The following is a 16440-nucleotide window of genomic DNA, read 5'->3' as shown; positions in this document are numbered from 1 at the left end:
ATTACCTGCAGGCGAAATGCAAAGGAAGCGCCGGAGTAAAAAATGAAGGTATTGTAAATTTTTTTTCGGGGAAGTTTTGCAAATATTTAAGAGCCATCTATATTTGCAACTCCATTTAACAAATGGCCCGTTCGTCTAGGGGTTAGGACGCCAGGTTTTCATCCTGGAAACAGGGGTTCGATTCCCCTACGGGCTACAATGCGAAGGCTACCAGAAGGTAGCCTTTTTGCGTTGTAGCCCTTCGTGGAAGCTTGCGCGACAGGCTGGCCTCTTCGCTAAAAAGCTCTACTGGAGCTTTTCTTATCACCCGGTGCTCCTATTGCATCCGCCGTAGCTTTAGCGAAGGTGGACGGGCTACAAATGCAGAAAGAGAAAGAGAATGAGAAAGAGAATGAGAATGAGAAAGAGAATGAGAAAGAGAATGAGTGATTATTCTACTCAATCTCATTTACCGGTGATTCAGAAGGCATTTCATTAAAATGCTCCATCCAGCTCATAAATCCAGTCATCCTCGATTCGATAACGTTTATTGAAATTTTTGGATCTTACCCCAAGGTAGATCATGGCCGAGCCGGGGATGATCAGTAAAAATCCTGCCGGATTACCGAACGCCCCAATAAGGACTCCTATTCCTGTAACAACCGCCCCGCCATAGATGAGTACTCCGCGGGTAAGTGCCGATTGTAAAATGGGAACACGTTGAATCTCCTGGATATTTACTAATTCTATGGTCTTTCCGTCAATTGATATCTTTCCCCGGTCAGTAACGACAAATCGTCCCGCGAATTCCTGTCCGAATCTATTCTTAACCCGCACTCTTTTTGATTCCTTAATGAAGATCTCCTTGCCCGATTCCCGATTTATGATTCGCAGACCAGGCTCCTGCGCAAAAACGGCTATGGAAAACAGAATGCCAAAGAAAATAAGCGTGATGGTTTTCATGTATCTTAAGGTCTATTTAGCTATTATTCATTTAATAACTGCTTAATAATCAAAATGTTGTAGAGGGATCTGACTTTTTAACTCCACTCACTTCAAACTTTTGATCCATGCGATGTGGATCAGTCATTTCTTATCGGATTTATATTCGTTACCCTTCGTCGAAATTCGCATAAAATACGCGAACCGCAATAGGAAATAGATTTCTACGTTTACCTTTCAATCGCCGGGGTTATGTATAGGCATACCCCTGAGGAATTGTCTAAAGGCTTTATTTATGAACAGAAGTAAATTTTTAACGGCACTGGCTGCCGGTGTTATTCCTCTGTCATTACTACCGGCAGGTTTCATTAACGCCCTTGATAACGACTCAATCGTGGATGCCCGCAGAAATTTCATGCGGATATATAAGGATGAAAAACTGCGGAATGAATTCTTTCTGTTTCTGCAAAATGTATTCAACCTCTATCCCGAAGATGATTTCCACAAACTGATCGGACAGGTGGTAAGCGTGAAAGAGGGTGACCGGGAAGTTTACCTGGAAGTTCAGTCGAAGCTCAAGGAAATCACCCCATTATTTTCAATATTCAAGTATCAGCTGCCTGCTTTATTTCATCAGAAGGATGTGATGGCAGCGCAATCCATGGAGTTGCTCGGGAAGAATAGCAGTTATAATGGCTACCTGGAGATTGGTTCATCGGGCAGATACCTGGATTACCTTGAAGAAAAAGTAAAAATAACCGGGGAACGCTATTATGCCGATGGAAAGAAGCCCGGCTATTCTATTACTGAAATGGTTGATCGGGGTCAAATCCCAATTGGAGCCAGCTATATTCCCTTTACAAATTATGAAACGCAGTATGGATGTGAAATCCCAAGGGGAAGCCTCGACCTCGTGACAGTCTATATCGGCTTTCATCACTGCCCGATTGAATTACGAACATCCTTTATTTCTTCCATTCGCGATACCCTGCGAACAGGTGGTAAACTGGTTTTGAGAGACCACGACTGTGATACAGAGGAACAAAAAACACTTGTGGCCCTGGCCCACGATGTTTTTAATATGGGAACGAAGGAGCCGTGGGAGAATAATGAAAAGGAGATTCGGAATTTTTACTCCCTGGCATTCATTCAAAACTTTGTATCCAACCTGGGTTTCAGGTATGAAGGATGTTCCCTCTACCAGGCGGGTGATCCAACCAAAAATGCGCTGATGCTTTTTACCAAAATTTAGAGACCAACTCATGAGACTGTTGAAAATAATTTTCATTAAGGCGTGGGTTGTACTCGTCTGGATATTTCGGTTCATTGTAAGAACCATTACCTCATTTTTCAGATTCATCAATAAGAAAAAGAGGAGGGCTATTCCGTTTTACCTCGTTTGTGCATACTTCCTCTTTGTCTTCATACTCATCGCCATTTCGGGTGATTCGGAATATCAAAAAGTACTTCCCGATAAACGTGTAAATGACGTTACCGAGCTTAATCCTGTCATGGTGGGTAAGATCGTTCAACCGCATTCGGTTGATGATATCGTAGACGCCATTCGGTCTACCACAGGACCCATATCAATTGGGGGAGGTAGATTCAGCATGGGCGGACAGACTGCGTTTGAAAATAGTCTGCACCTGGATATGCGGCAATTCAATAAAGTGCTGGACCTGGACGTAGAAAAAAAACAGGTTACCCTGCAGGCTGGGATCGTTTGGCGCGACCTTCAGAAGATTATCGACAAGGAAGACCTTTCCGTAAAAATTATGCAAACCTACGCCAACTTTACCGTGGGTGGATCGATATCGGTTAACTGTCACGGACGCTATGTTGGTCATGGTCCGATCATTTCTTCTGTGATTGCATTGAAAATAGTTACGTCCGATGGCGAAGTGGTTAACGCAAGCCGGCAGGAGAATTCCGAACTGTTTCGGGCAGCGATCGGAGGGTACGGCGGTGTCGGGGTTATTGCCGAGGCAACACTCCAGCTGGCAGAAAATGTGAAGGTGGAGCGCAGAACGGAATTGCTCAATGTGGAGGATTATTTGACTTATTTTGATGAAAATGTTAGAAATGACAGCACAGTTATCTTTCAAAACGGTGATCTGTACCCGCCTGATTATGAGGTCATAAATAACGTTTCCTGGCGGACATCAGAAAGGGAACTTACCGATACCACGCGTGTGACCCCTGAAGGGGAAACCTATTGGCTTGAACCCCGGTTGGTGAACGTGGTTTCCTGGGGAGATTTTGGTAAATGGGTTCGGAAAAAAATTATTGACCCCTATGTTTATAAATCTGAATCAGTTGTGTGGAGAAACAAGGAAGCCAGCTATGATGTAGCAGAACTGGAGCCTTCATCCCGGGAAAAGCAAACCTACGTATTACAGGAATATTTCATTCCGGTAAAAAGGATAACTTCCTTTATTCCTAAAATGAGAGACGTTTTTGAGAAATATGATGTGAATGTCATCAATGTCTCACTTCGACATGCCTATCCGGATAAGGAGTCCTTTTTATCATGGGCCGATGAGGAGGTCTTTGCCTTTGTGGTGTATTATAAACAAGGTACGGATGTCAAGTCGCGCGAGAAAGTTAAAGAATGGACGGTAGAAATGACCGATGCCATCCTTAGTGAAAATGGAAAATGGTACCTGCCGTACCAGCCGCACGCAACTCAACAGCAGTTTTATCAGGCTTTCTCATCAGCTCCACGCTATTTTGAAGTGAAACACCAGTTTGATTCTTTGAACAGATTTACCAATAAGCTCCTTGATAAATATGATCCTTCTCAATCCAATTCGATTGAGTTAAAAAAAGGTCAAATCCCGGGATATGTACGTGCCGAGGAGCAGACTATTCTCACTGTGCCGGAGTGGTACCTCGTCTTCAACCCGAAAGAATACGCCGACTGGCTGGAATCCGGGAACAACCCTTCAGATTTTCCGTACTATTCGTCAATTGATGAATATTGGAAACTATATGATCGTTCGATTAAACTGGCCTCGAGTGCATACCCACCTAACGACGAATATATCACCATGTTAAATGTGATCGGCGTTAGCGTTACGATGGAGTATGCTGGTAAAATGATTTATGAGAATACGGTCGGACGAGTTTTTGGTTGGTTCGCCAATGAGGAAATATCAACGCAGGAACGAACAATCATGGAGGCACAGCGAGCCTACAGCAACTTTATTTATCATACAGCCTGGTATGAATTTGAATTTTTGCCCTGGATTGGCAAAGTATGGAGGCAGCGGGATGAATCCTCTGCGAGTTGGTTACGGAAATGGGAGCGGACGCTGTTCTTTACTTTCGAATTTACTTTGAAAGCAGGATATGCTCAATTGATTGAATGGGCTGCCAGGGCCAGTTATGAAGAACCTGTTACAGATATTTATGTAAGCGCTTCCTCAGTAGAGGATATTCAGCCCACCAGTGATCTAAAGATTATTGCGGCAGAGGGAAATGAATATATTCTGGCCATTACCCGTTGGGGAGCATTTACCGAAACTATGCTAACACTCACCAGCAGCAATATGATCATCCGGGACATTGGGGGGAATGATGAGATAGCGGTTTCCGTAATTCTGAATAAGGATCAGGATTTGGAATTCAGCGATGCAGAAATACTGTATACATCGGAACTTGTCACCCAACCGGATCAAAAGCGAATGGTTGTACTAATGAATGTGGATGACTTGCTTCCTTTTATCCGTTCAATGAAACGGTCTTCATCCACAATTGAGCATATCTTCGATTATTGAACAAATTGCTCTCATTTTAACTATGCTGACGCAATTGCATTAGCATTCCACAAAAGATTTCTAAGAACACTTCCTGGTGTGTTAAAAATTTGCATTAATTTCTTTGGTTAATGTTTATATTACCACGGAATTTTTGAATCTGACTAACAACTTTAAACATGAGATTAACTGCAATCTTCCTTATTCTACTCATTTCCTTTGCCGGCTGTAAAGACAAAGTCCTTACCGATGAAGAGCTCCTCGCTTTCGCAGATAAGGTAGAATCCGACCAGTTCAGGTATCATGTAGCCCTGCTGGCTGACGACAGCATGAAGGGCAGACTTCCCGGAACTCCTGAATATGAAAAGGCAATGGGATATGTGGTAGACCAGTTTGAGGCATTCGGACTTGAGCCGGTAGGGGATAACGGAAGTTATTTACAACACCTGACCCTGCGAACGGTACGAGTGAATCCATACCATTCTCATTTGTTGCTTGGAAGTGATACCCTCAAGGCCGGTTCGGATTATTTGTATATGGGAAATGCGAATCAGAAGCAACAGGCCGTTGAGGCCGGCGTTGTATTTGTTGGCTATGGCATTGAAGCCGATACTTTTGGTCATAATGATTATGCAGGAATAGACGTAGCCAATAAAATTGTGCTTGTGCTATTGGGTGCTCCTGAAACACTGCCACCAAGCGAAAGGGCATACTTCAGTAATCTCTCAACAAAGATGCAGACGGCGGATGCCAAAGGTGCCAGTGGAGTTTTACTGATCTATCCGCCAAATGGAAGGGGCAGCTTTGAGGGTGCCAGCCGCCGGTATTCTGAATCGGGAATAACCAATGTGCTGATGCCATCGGGTCTGGCTGATGGAAGGGCAAATTTAGGTGAGAATTTAAAAATTGCCGGTTTCTATAACATGGAATCACTTGACCGATTGATTCCAGGTGCAATGGATTCACTGCTTATCAAGTATGAACAGGGAGAACTCCTCCAGCCTGGTGAAGAACTAATTCTGTCTGGCAGTGTAGTCTCTGACTGGCAGGAATTTGAAAGTGCGAACGTGCTGGGCTTGCTGGAAGGGACAGATTTAAAAGATGAATATATTATCCATACAGCTCATTTAGATCATGTTGGCATTGGCGAGCCTGTAAATGGCGATTCAATTTATAACGGTGCTCACGACAACGCATCGGGCATAAGTGCGATGCTTGAAATTGCCCGACTTTACACCTCCATGGACTCAAAGCCCAGGAGATCTGTAATCTTTGCGGCTGTTACGGCCGAAGAAATGGGATTACTGGGATCAAAATACCTGGCCCGTAATCCGCCGGTTCCAAAAGAACAAGTTATTGCCAATGTAAATACGGATATGCCAACGCTGATCGCCCCTTTGTTGTCGATCGAGCCCTTGGGTGCAGAACACAGCAGCATTATGAAACATGTACAGACCAATGCCCGCTTGTTGAACCTACAGGTGAATGAGGATCACATGCCCGAGGAGGTGAGGTTTGTAAGAAGTGACAACTATAATTTTATCCTTGAAGGAGTTCCGGCGTTGCGCATGAAATACGGACTTAAAACGGAAGACTCCGAAACCGGATTAGATTCCCTGATTAATACATTTACCAGAAATGTCTATCACAAACCTTCGGATGAGGTGGACGGACTTTTTGATTTTGAAGCGGCCAGGACATATGTGAAGCTTCAGTTTATGAACAGTTACAAAATCAGTGTGGATGATGAACGTCCGAAGTGGAATGAAGATTCCTTTTTTAGAAAATTTGAGCGATAAGGAGGAAATCCCCGGGGGCAAAATTCTGCTCTTGATTTAAAGTTGAACGATGGTAGCTGCAATATTGAGTTTCTTCCTTGCATTAACAGATTAAATTGATTTATTAGTAAGAGTATAATTGAAAAGAGAATTACATTTTAAATTATACTTATGAATAAAAATCTTGTTTATGATATCGGAATGTGCGACGGTTCAGATACCCGCAAGTATTTATCCCTGGGCTATGATGTTGTTGCTGTAGAGGCTGATCCCACACTCGTAGAAAAGGCAAAAAGAAAGTTCAGCAATTACATTAAATCGGGCAGACTCAAGATTATAAATGTAGGAATAACCCAGGAACGGGGCACGGATACTTTTTATGTAAACGATGCAATGCCAATCTGGAATTCCTTCGATAAGGAAATAACCGGACGTGACAACATGCCATACCGGGAAATTAAGATTACCTGTGTTCCGTTTGCTGATATCATCGAGGAACACGGCGTTCCGTTTTATCTGAAGATTGATATTGAGGGTAATGATATTTATTGTGTCAGGGATCTGAAGCCTGGGAATTTGCCAAAGTATGTTTCGCTCGAAGCGGATAACAAGGCAGATCTGGAATCCCTTGATGCACTCAGGGATGTTGGATATACCAAGTTTCAATGTATCAATCAGAATACATTCACTCCTGTGAGCGTTCCCTATGAAATGAAATTGAATCCCGGTAAAATGAACTTTAATGACCGGCTTTACTTACAGGTCATGTATAATAAGAATTTCTTTATCAGGGCACTGCGCAAATTTAAAGGAAGGGAAATCTTTAAATTTCTACTGAATCCTTCTTCCAACCTGACATATCAGATCGGTACCTCTGGTCCGTTTGGAGAATTACTCCCCAATGACTGGCTCACCTATGACCAGGTTAAAACGGAGTTCCTGGAATCCTTCAGATCCTTTGATGAAAGACATCCGAATTCCAGTTATGGATTTTGGTGTGACTTTCATGCTACCTATTAGTCGTATAAACCCAATTCTCGTCTAACCCCCTTCACTGTCACCGGGGGTTTCAAATTGGTGCTGGCTTAAAGTTTATCAACTGTATTTTGATGCCATAGTTCATTTTTCAAACTGACAATCCGCATAAAATAAATCCGACAAAGGGATAAAATTTAGGGAACAAAAAAAATCGTGCTGCCATGAATATTAATAACTATTCAAAACCGCAGCTGAATATCCTTATTATCCTAAGAATATTAATCGGCTGGCACTTTCTGTATGAAGGTGTATTAAAAGTATATAATCCTGAATGGACGGCAAAGGGCTTTTTGCTTTCCTCTCAGGGCATTTTTCGTCCGCTTTTCACCTGGATGGCAGGTGACGGGCAAATTGGATTTATTGATTCTGCCAATATCGTGATACTGATGTTTGTGGGCATTGCCCTCATTGCAGGAATTCTGGAAAGACCGGCGGCATTGTCTGGATTCGTATTGCTCATGCTGTATTACCTGGCCCATCCGGCGTTTCCCGGACTGGAGCAGGGTCCTACAGAAGGCAACTACTGGATCGTGAATAAAAACCTGATTGAAGGATTTACCCTTCTTGCCCTGTATTATTTCCCTACAAGTGCTGCATTCGGCTTGAGGAGGATATTTACCGGGGATAAAAAACTCGCTAACACCTAAACCTGTAACGCTATGAAATGGACCAGAAGAGATATGTTAAAGGGCCTCGGAGGCTTACCGGTAGTTGGAACCGTATGGTGGGCAGGAGGAAGATATGCCGTTAAAAAGAACAGGGAACGTGAAGCGATCCTTGAGACCCTGAATATTCAGGCCGCAGCTCCCGCTACGACGGGACCAATGAGTGGTGATCCTGTTCGAATTGGAATCATTGGATTTGGTATACGCGGTCAGCAATTAACCCGGGCACTGGGTTTCGCTACCAAAGAATGGCTCACCAGTATGGAAGAATCAGCCAGGAATAATCCCAGGGATACAAGGCTCGCTGAATTTCTGGATCAGGAAGATTTGAATGTAAAACTCACAGGTATCTGTGATCTGTTTGACGTTCGTGCAGAAATTGCACAGGAATCCTTTGAAGGAATCAGGCGTTACCGGACACATGAGGAAATGATCAATAGCGGTAATGTGGATGCGGTGATCATTGCGACCCCTGACCACTGGCACGCACCCATTTCGATCGCTGCGCTTAACGCCGGGGTTCATGTGTATGTGGAGAAACCAATGACGCATAATATTAAGGAAACCTATGAATTACGCGATGCGGCGCTGAATTCAAGTGCTGTATTTGCAGTTGGGCACCAGCATCGGCAGACTCAAAGCTTCCGTACTGCCCAGGATATTATCGATAAAAAGGTGATTGGTCATGTTTCACTCGTGGAGACCAATACCAACAGGAATGACGACAATGGAGCATGGCAATATGAAATTCATGAGAAGGCGAGTCCGGCCACCATCGACTGGAAACAGTTTCTCGGAAATGCACCGGAAGAGCCCTTTAATAAAGAACATTTCTTCCGATGGAGAAAATGGTGGGCATATGGTTCCGGGTTATCGGGAGACCTGATGACGCACGATTATGATCGCCTCAATTGTGTCCTGAAAATGGGAATCCCCGCATCCGTAATGACATCCGGAGGTATATATACCCATAACGACGGAAGGAACGTGCCTGACGTCATGCAGATCAACATGGAGTTCCCGGATTTTTCAACCGGAAGTAGCCAGGAGCCAGGTAAGGAAAACGGAATGACACTGGTATACAGTGCAACACTGGGCAACCAATTCAACCGACCGACCCTTCTCATGGGACATGATGGAACCATGGAACTCGGTAACCGGCTGACCATCTGGGCAGATCCTCGGTCTACACGTTACCAGCAGGCATTCGAAGAAAAGCGAATGGATCCGAATGTTCCGATTTATCAGTATGACCCTGCGGCAAATGCAGTAGACGGAGTGACTTCAGCCACGTCAAAATACTTTGCAGACAAGGGCTTGTTATGGACCTATGTAGATGGCAAACGCGTGGATTCCACATTCCTCCACCTGCGCGAATGGCTGAGTTGTATTCGTAATGGCGGTAAACCAAGTTGCGGCATTCAGGAAGGGTTCGAGGAAGCAATCACCGCGCACATGGGAGGTTTATCCTATAAATTAGGGCAGCGGATTTACTGGGATAATAACCGCCAGGAAATTTTGCCGGTGGAAGGTTATGACCTCGATGAAGTGCTGTTGTTAAACAAGGAGCAAATCAAACCCCGGGCGGTATACGATCCTGCCTGGTCCTGATCATCGTTCCATATTTTCTAAAGATTTTCCCCCGGATGATGCTGGCTGCTTCTCCGGGGGATGTTTTTTGAAAACGGGGTTACCGTTTAAACTACCGTTCGTCCGTAGTTCCAATGAACTTCGAAATATTTTAAATATTCATTAGATTCATCCGACAGAAACATGAATATGATAAATCCTTTCATAGATGCTCACGTCCATTTGAATTCCCTTTCAGTGGAAAAAATATCGGTCGCCCAGGCTATGGGCGGCAAATTTGTATCGATTAATACCGACGTGCCGGATTTCGTATCCATTGAAGAACAGCAACACATTACCCGTACGCTGGCCTTTGCTTACCCGGAAATGGTGCGCTACATCGCCACCTTTGATTTTAAGGGTTTCCCTTCGCCAGAATGGCTTGACAGAACCATCTATAACATCCAATCCGCTGTCAATGAAGGCGCTGCTGGTATCAAGATTTGGAAGAATCTGGGAATGGATCTGCGTGATGAATCCGGCAATTTTGTGATGATCGATGATGATCGTCTTGATCCGGTGTTTGATTACCTCGAAACCCATCAGATTCTTGTGTTGGGGCATCAGGGTGAACCGCGTAACTGTTGGCTTCCATTAGAGCAAATGACGGTTAATTCCGACCGAAATTATTTTAAGAACCATCCGGAATATCATATGTTCCTGCATCCGGAATTCCCATCATATGAAAAACAGATCGATGCCCGCGATAACCGATTACAGAAAAATCCGAAATTACGCTTTGTAGGACTACACCTGATGAGTCTTGAGTATTCCATTGAAGAAGTAGCCAGGCGCCTGGACCGGTTTCCCAATGCAATGACTGATCTGGCCGAGCGCATCTGTCATCTGCAGCTACAGGCCCGGGAAAACCGGGAGTCAGTAAGGGATTTCATGATCAAATACCAGGATCGTATAATCTATGGAACGGATGTGATTGACGACGGTTCTGACCCCGGTATTGCCGCACGTTTTGGTGATTTATGGAAACGTCATTGGAATTTTTTTGCAAGTTCCGAATGGCAGGATGCTCCTGAATTTGATGGAGATTTTCAGGGGCTTGATCTTCCTGAAAAAGTTCTTTCTAAATTGTTTTATGAAAATGCAGCCCGTGCATACGGGTTTTAACCTTGTATATATGAAATCTACAGATCGAAGGTCATTCCTCAAAAATTCAGGTCTCTTAGGGCTGGGATTGTTTGCTGGCAGTGTGAGCCAGGTAAATGCCCGGACAACTATGTTCCGCACCATAGGTAGAAATGCCGAATTCAACATGAGCGGATATGCGGCACCCCCGCTGGAGACCGTTCGGGTAGGTATAGTCGGACTGGGTATGCGCGGGCCGGGTGCAGTGAACAGACTCAGTTTTATTGAGGGCGTAGAAATCAGGGCTCTTTGCGACCTGATCCCGGAACGTGCGGAAAAAGCGAAAGCCTCCCTGAAGGATACTCCGCATAAGCCTCAATTGTACAGCGGTTCATCTTTTGCATGGAAAGAAATGTGTGAACGTGAAGATCTGGATCTGATATACATTGCTACACCCTGGGAATGGCATACTCCGATGGCTGTATTCGCGATGGAAAGCGGCAAGCATGCCGTTGTTGAAGTTCCTGCCGCAACGACACTTGACGAATGCTGGCAACTGGTGGAAACGTCGGAAAGAACCAGGAAGCACTGCATGATGCTTGAAAACTGCTGCTATGATTTCTTTGAATTAATGACCCTTAATATGGCCCGTCAGGGGTTTTTCGGCGACATTATTCATGGCGAGGGAGCTTACATCCATAATCTTGTTGATCTGAATTTTAACAAGGAAACTGGTTATCAGGGCATGTGGCGGCTTAAACAGAATTTCAGGAATGGTAACCTTTACCCAACTCACGGATTGGGGCCTGTTTGCCAGATCATGAATATTAACCGCGGGGATCAGATGGATCATCTCACTTCAATGAGTACAAATGATTTTACCATGGCTGGTCATGCCAGGGAACTCGCGCAGGAAGATGCCTTCTTTAACGAGTTTGCGGCGCATACCTACCGTGGTAATATGAATACAACACTTGTGCGTACGAAAAATGGAAAAACCATTATGATTCAGCATGATGTTTCTTCACCCAGGCCTTATTCCAGGATTCATTTAATCAGTGGTACCAGGGCTATGGCACGAAAGTGGCCGGAGCCTCATATTTCCAAAGGCCATGGATGGTATAGTACTGAGGAAGTGAAGGAGCTTGAAGAAAAATATACGCCGGGAATCGTGAAAAAAGTGGGCGATCTCGCCAGGAAAGTTGGGGGGCATGGCGGTATGGATTTTATCATGGACTGGCGATTGATCGATTGTTTGAGAAATGGCTTACCGCTCGACCAGGATGTATATGATGCTGCACTGTGGAGTTCGATCAGCCCGTTAAGTGAATGGTCTGTTGCCAACCGGTCGGCATCAGTGGATGTTCCCGATTTTACACGGGGTCATTGGAAAACGAACAAGCCAGTAAGCGTATTGGAGGACTATTCATAGCCGTTCGGCTGAAAAAAGCCTTAATCATATACGTATTTCCAGGAGCCGTCAGACATCCGTTTCCAAACTGTATGGAACGTACCCTGATTGGTGACTGAATTGCCTGCGCTATCGGTTCGGATCAATTCATAAGGCCCGTAGGTATAAGCCATGTCACCTGAGCTGGATACATCGATATAGGATGGGGACCACTTCAGGGTTATCTGATCAAAATTTGGATCGCTGTAATATCGGTCAATCTCATCTTTGCCTTTTATAAGTTCCCCCCGGTTCAATACGGCATCAGGATGGGCATATGCAACGAAAGCGGCTCGCAGACCATCACGCTGGGCCATTTCCGCGAATGCCGTTTCAGCTTCACGGACGGAATTGATCAATTCCTCTGAACCTTCCCCTGTTTGACTGCAGGATGCCAATAAGGCAAGCGATATGGCCGTTATAATCATTAAAACTCTCTTCATATTATTCTGTTAAGTTCAATCGGTGTAATTTTGGTTGGTTAAAGAAGAATTTCAACACCTCATAAGGTTTTTAAACCATTAGTCAATGTGTTACTGGAACACATTAAAAATTCTTTTATCATTGTACCTTCGGGCAATCCGTAATTTAACAAGTAAATACCTCAAGCGATCACCATGTTTAAAGTTAGAAATTTATTTCAGTCTGTCATATTAATGCTATTTGCCGGGTTAATGATTGCAGCTGTTTCCTGCAGCGGTCCGAAAGGGCCTTCAAAAGTCCTGGTATTTTCAAAGACTGCCGGTTTTCGTCACGAATCGATAGCCGCAGGGATCAAGGCAATTGAGAAACTGTCTAAGCAGTACAATTTTGTAATGGATACCACCGAAAGCAGCGATGCTTTTAACGAAGAAAATCTGCAAAATTACAAGGCTGTTATTTTTCTGAATACTACGGGAGATGTGCTGAATAAACAGCAACAGAATGATTTTGAGCGATTTATTCAGGCTGGTGGTGGTTTTGTGGGTGTTCATGCTGCGGCAGACACCGAATATGACTGGCCCTGGTACGGCAGACTGGTGGGAGGGTACTTTAACGGACATCCCAACGGTCCGAATGTGAGAACGGCATCGTTTGATATTGTCGACAATACCCATATCTCAACCGATTCCCTTCCGGCACGTTATGAACGCACTGATGAATTTTACAATTACCGAAATATTCAGGAGGATCTGAATGTACTTATTACGATCGACGAGAGCACCTATGAGGGCGGAACCAATGGAGATTTTCACCCGATGGTCTGGTATCATGACTTTGACGGTGGAAGGGCATTCTACACGGCTATGGGACATACAGATGAATCCTATTCAGAACCTTATTTTCTATATAACCTGGCGGGCGGAATACAGTATGCATTAGGCGGAGAAAAACCGGCCGATCTTGATTATAAAATGGCCAGCACAATTCGGGTGCCGGATGGAAACCGTTTTAGCAAAGTTATACTGGCTGAAAAATTGAATGAGCCCATGGAACTTGCCGTGATGAGTTCAGGAAAGGTCCTTTTCATTGAAAGGCTGGGAAAAGTTCGACTTTTCGACCCTGAGGCTGGAGGTATAAAAGAGGTCGGACAAATCGATGTAAGTCATAAATATATTAACCAGGACGGTAATCAACCTGAGGCTGAGGATGGACTGCTTGGTCTTGCACTTGATCCGGATTACGATAATAATCACTGGATATATCTTTATTATTCACCTGCGGGAAATGAACCTGTGAACGTACTTTCCAGATTTGAATTCAGAAATGATGAATTGAACATGTCTTCAGAAAAGGTGATGCTGAAGGTACCTGTGCAACGAGACCAGTGTTGTCACACAGGAGGCTCCATCGCGTTTGATTCAAAAGGCAACCTATACCTGAGTACGGGCGATAATACCAGTCCGCGTGCAACACCCTATGCGCCGATTGATGACCGTCCGGGGCGTATTCCATGGGATGCGCGTAAGGGATCATCAAACACGAACGATCTGCGGGGTAAAATTCTTCGCATTCACCCGGAAGCTGACGGTAGCTATACCATTCCTGAAGGAAACCTGTTCCCGGTTGGAACAGATAAAACACGTCCGGAAATTTTTGTAATGGGTACACGTAATCCTTTCCGGATATCCGTTGATCAGCGAACCGGTTATGTTTACTGGGGAGATGTAGGACCGGATGCCCGCTCAGATTCCTCCGGTATCGGTCCGATGGCCTATGATGAAATTAATCAGGCCCGAACCCCTGGTTTTTTCGGATGGCCGCTTTTTACCGGAAATGATGCAGCGTATAATGATTATGATTTTGAAACAGGCGTATCCGGACCAAAATTTGATCCGAAGAGGCCTATAAATGATTCAAGAAATAATACGGGATTGACTGAATTGCCGCCAACATCGCCCAATTTCATTTGGTATCCGTATGCAGTATCTGAGGAATTTCCCCTGTTGGGATCCGGGGGCCGCACGGCCATGGCTGGCCCTGTGTATTATTCAGGAGATTTTGAGGGTGCTGCACGCGCGTTTCCCGATTACTACGACGGAAAGCTGTTTATTTATGAGTGGATGAGGGGATGGATTATCGCCGTCACAATGGATGAGGAAGGTAATTATGCCGAAATGGAGCGTTTTATGCCCGACTATAAATTCAGCAACCCTATGGATATGGAGTTCGGCCCTGACGGTGATCTGTATGTGCTTGAATACGGTACCGGTTGGTTTGTGCAAAATGATGATGCCCGTCTTGTTCGAATCGAATACAACGGAGGAAACCGAAAGCCGCTGGTTCAGGTTGCCGCAAGCAAAACAAAAGGTGCAGCTCCTTTAACCGTTGCATTTGATACCAGGGGCACCGAGGATTTTGATCGCGACCCTCTGACCTATGAATGGAAGGTTTTAAATGCAACGGGCACCCAGGTAGCGTCATCTTCAGAAATGAATCCTACCTTTACACTGGATGAACCCGGGGTTTACAATGCCAGACTTTCAGTTACAGATGACAAGGGAGAGCGAGCCATTGCTGAAACGGAATTGATTGCCGGAAATGAACCTCCGTCATTATCGTTTAACATCATCGATCATAATACCAGCTTTTTCTTTGAGGGAATACCGTTCAGTTATGAGGTAGAGGTTTCTGATGCTGAAGATGGTGAATTGGGGAATGGGATCGACGAGGATCAGGTAGCGGTGACTATCGATTATCTGCCTGAAGGATTTGACCGAATTGAAATTGCGCAGGGTCACCTGATGGCCAATGATGCGGTTGCGGCTGCTGGAGGTAAAAAACTAATGGAGGAAAGCGATTGCGCTGCTTGTCACAAGGTTGACAGCAAGTCTATTGGCCCGAACTTTAAAGAGATTGCGGCAAAATACATGGACGATCCCGGTGCGATTGATTACCTGGCCACTAAAATTATTAACGGTGGAAGTGGTGTCTGGGGGGATGTAGCTATGGCAGCACACCCGCAAATGTCCAACGATGATGCTGCAAACATTGTAAAATATATTTTTAGTTTAGGAAGGGAGGCAGAGCCGGTGGTATCATTGCCTGTACGTGGTTCCTATACTACCAGAATTGAAGATGGTCAGTCAAAGGACGGCGTAGTCATTATACGTGCCGCCTACACAGACAGGGGAGCGAATGGGGTTCCGCCCATTACATCTCAGGATATGTTTATTTTGAAAAGCCCCAACATAATTCCCGCAGATGCCGATGAAATGGAAGGTGTAAACGTCTATACAACAAATAATCCCACCCGGAAGCTTGCGATTATTCAGGAATCCGGAGCCTATGCTAAGTTCAGCGCCATAGACCTGACCGGGATTAATGGGGTTCTTTGTGTGGCATCAGTTCCGGTTAATATGTTGAATGCGGCTGGCGGAATCATCGAGATTCACCTTGATAGCCCGGATGGCCCAGTGATTGGTACCTCAGAAATGCTTTCGCCCGTCGAAGGGCCTATCATGAGTGTGGCTCCAAGAACAGCCATGATTTCATTATCGCCAACCTCGGGTAAGCATGACCTTTATTTTGTTTACAAGAATGAGAATGCGCCTGAAGGGCAAAGCCTGATGGTGCATGTGGCAGCAAGCTTTATGCCTGCAGAGGGCAATGCCCTGAGTATGAAAACTAATTAAGGA

11 protein-coding genes and 1 tRNA gene are annotated in these 16440 nt (G+C 44.8%); 10 read left to right on the top strand and 2 right to left on the bottom strand.

Annotation, left to right across the window (positions count from 1 at the left end; translation table 11 throughout):
* Positions 1-124: 124 nt before the first annotated feature.
* A tRNA-Glu gene (locus LDX50_RS14150) sits at positions 125-196 on the top strand.
* A 278-nt stretch (positions 197-474) separates the two neighbouring features.
* Here the strand turns inward: LDX50_RS14150 and LDX50_RS14145 are convergent.
* Positions 475-942, bottom strand: a complete 468-nt coding sequence (locus tag LDX50_RS14145; RefSeq protein ID WP_225697953.1) for a hypothetical protein — start codon at positions 940-942, stop codon at positions 475-477.
* 274 nt (positions 943-1216) lie between these two features.
* On the opposite strand from LDX50_RS14145, the gene LDX50_RS14140 reads away from it, so the two are divergent.
* The 8 genes from LDX50_RS14140 to LDX50_RS14105 all read left to right on the top strand — a co-directional run bounded on the left by LDX50_RS14140 (position 1217) and on the right by LDX50_RS14105 (position 12304).
* Complete coding sequence (locus LDX50_RS14140; protein ID WP_225697952.1) at positions 1217-2173, top strand: hypothetical protein; 957 nt, start codon at positions 1217-1219, stop codon at positions 2171-2173.
* Positions 2174-2183: 10 nt separating this feature from the next.
* Positions 2184-4700 (top strand): FAD-binding oxidoreductase, encoded by a 2517-nt coding sequence (locus tag LDX50_RS14135; RefSeq protein WP_225697951.1) that lies wholly within the window; start codon positions 2184-2186, stop codon positions 4698-4700.
* A 158-nt stretch (positions 4701-4858) separates the two neighbouring features.
* On the top strand, positions 4859-6478 hold the full coding sequence (locus LDX50_RS14130) for a M28 family peptidase (RefSeq protein WP_225697950.1): 1620 nt from the start codon (positions 4859-4861) through the stop codon (positions 6476-6478).
* A gap of 150 nt (positions 6479-6628) precedes the next feature.
* Positions 6629-7477, top strand: a complete 849-nt coding sequence (locus tag LDX50_RS14125; protein WP_225697949.1) for an FkbM family methyltransferase — start codon at positions 6629-6631, stop codon at positions 7475-7477.
* Between the two features lie 179 nt (positions 7478-7656).
* Positions 7657-8142, top strand: coding sequence for a DoxX family membrane protein (locus LDX50_RS14120; protein WP_225697948.1), 486 nt, complete (start codon positions 7657-7659; stop codon positions 8140-8142).
* Between the two features lie 12 nt (positions 8143-8154).
* Complete coding sequence (locus LDX50_RS14115) at positions 8155-9771, top strand: Gfo/Idh/MocA family protein (protein WP_225697947.1); 1617 nt, start codon at positions 8155-8157, stop codon at positions 9769-9771.
* Between the two features lie 216 nt (positions 9772-9987).
* Entirely contained in the window at positions 9988-10914 is a 927-nt protein-coding gene (locus tag LDX50_RS14110; RefSeq protein WP_225697946.1) for an amidohydrolase family protein, read from the top strand.
* A 10-nt stretch (positions 10915-10924) separates the two neighbouring features.
* On the top strand, positions 10925-12304 hold the full coding sequence (locus LDX50_RS14105) for a Gfo/Idh/MocA family protein (RefSeq protein ID WP_225697945.1): 1380 nt from the start codon (positions 10925-10927) through the stop codon (positions 12302-12304).
* 20 nt (positions 12305-12324) lie between these two features.
* Here LDX50_RS14105 and LDX50_RS14100 read toward each other — a convergent pair whose 3' ends face one another.
* Positions 12325-12765 carry a YybH family protein gene (locus tag LDX50_RS14100; RefSeq protein WP_225697944.1) on the bottom strand — a complete coding sequence of 147 codons (441 nt, stop codon included), beginning with the start codon at positions 12763-12765 and terminating at the stop codon, positions 12325-12327.
* Between the two features lie 231 nt (positions 12766-12996).
* Here LDX50_RS14100 and LDX50_RS14095 point away from each other — a divergent pair, with 231 nt between their 5' ends.
* On the top strand, positions 12997-16437 hold the full coding sequence (locus LDX50_RS14095; protein WP_225697943.1) for a ThuA domain-containing protein: 3441 nt from the start codon (positions 12997-12999) through the stop codon (positions 16435-16437).
* Positions 16438-16440 lie beyond the last annotated feature (3 nt).

The sequence above is a fragment of the Fulvivirga sedimenti genome (genome assembly GCF_020328055.1).
Note: the sequence above shows the minus strand (reverse complement) of the source record. Positions and strands in the feature narration are given on the sequence as shown.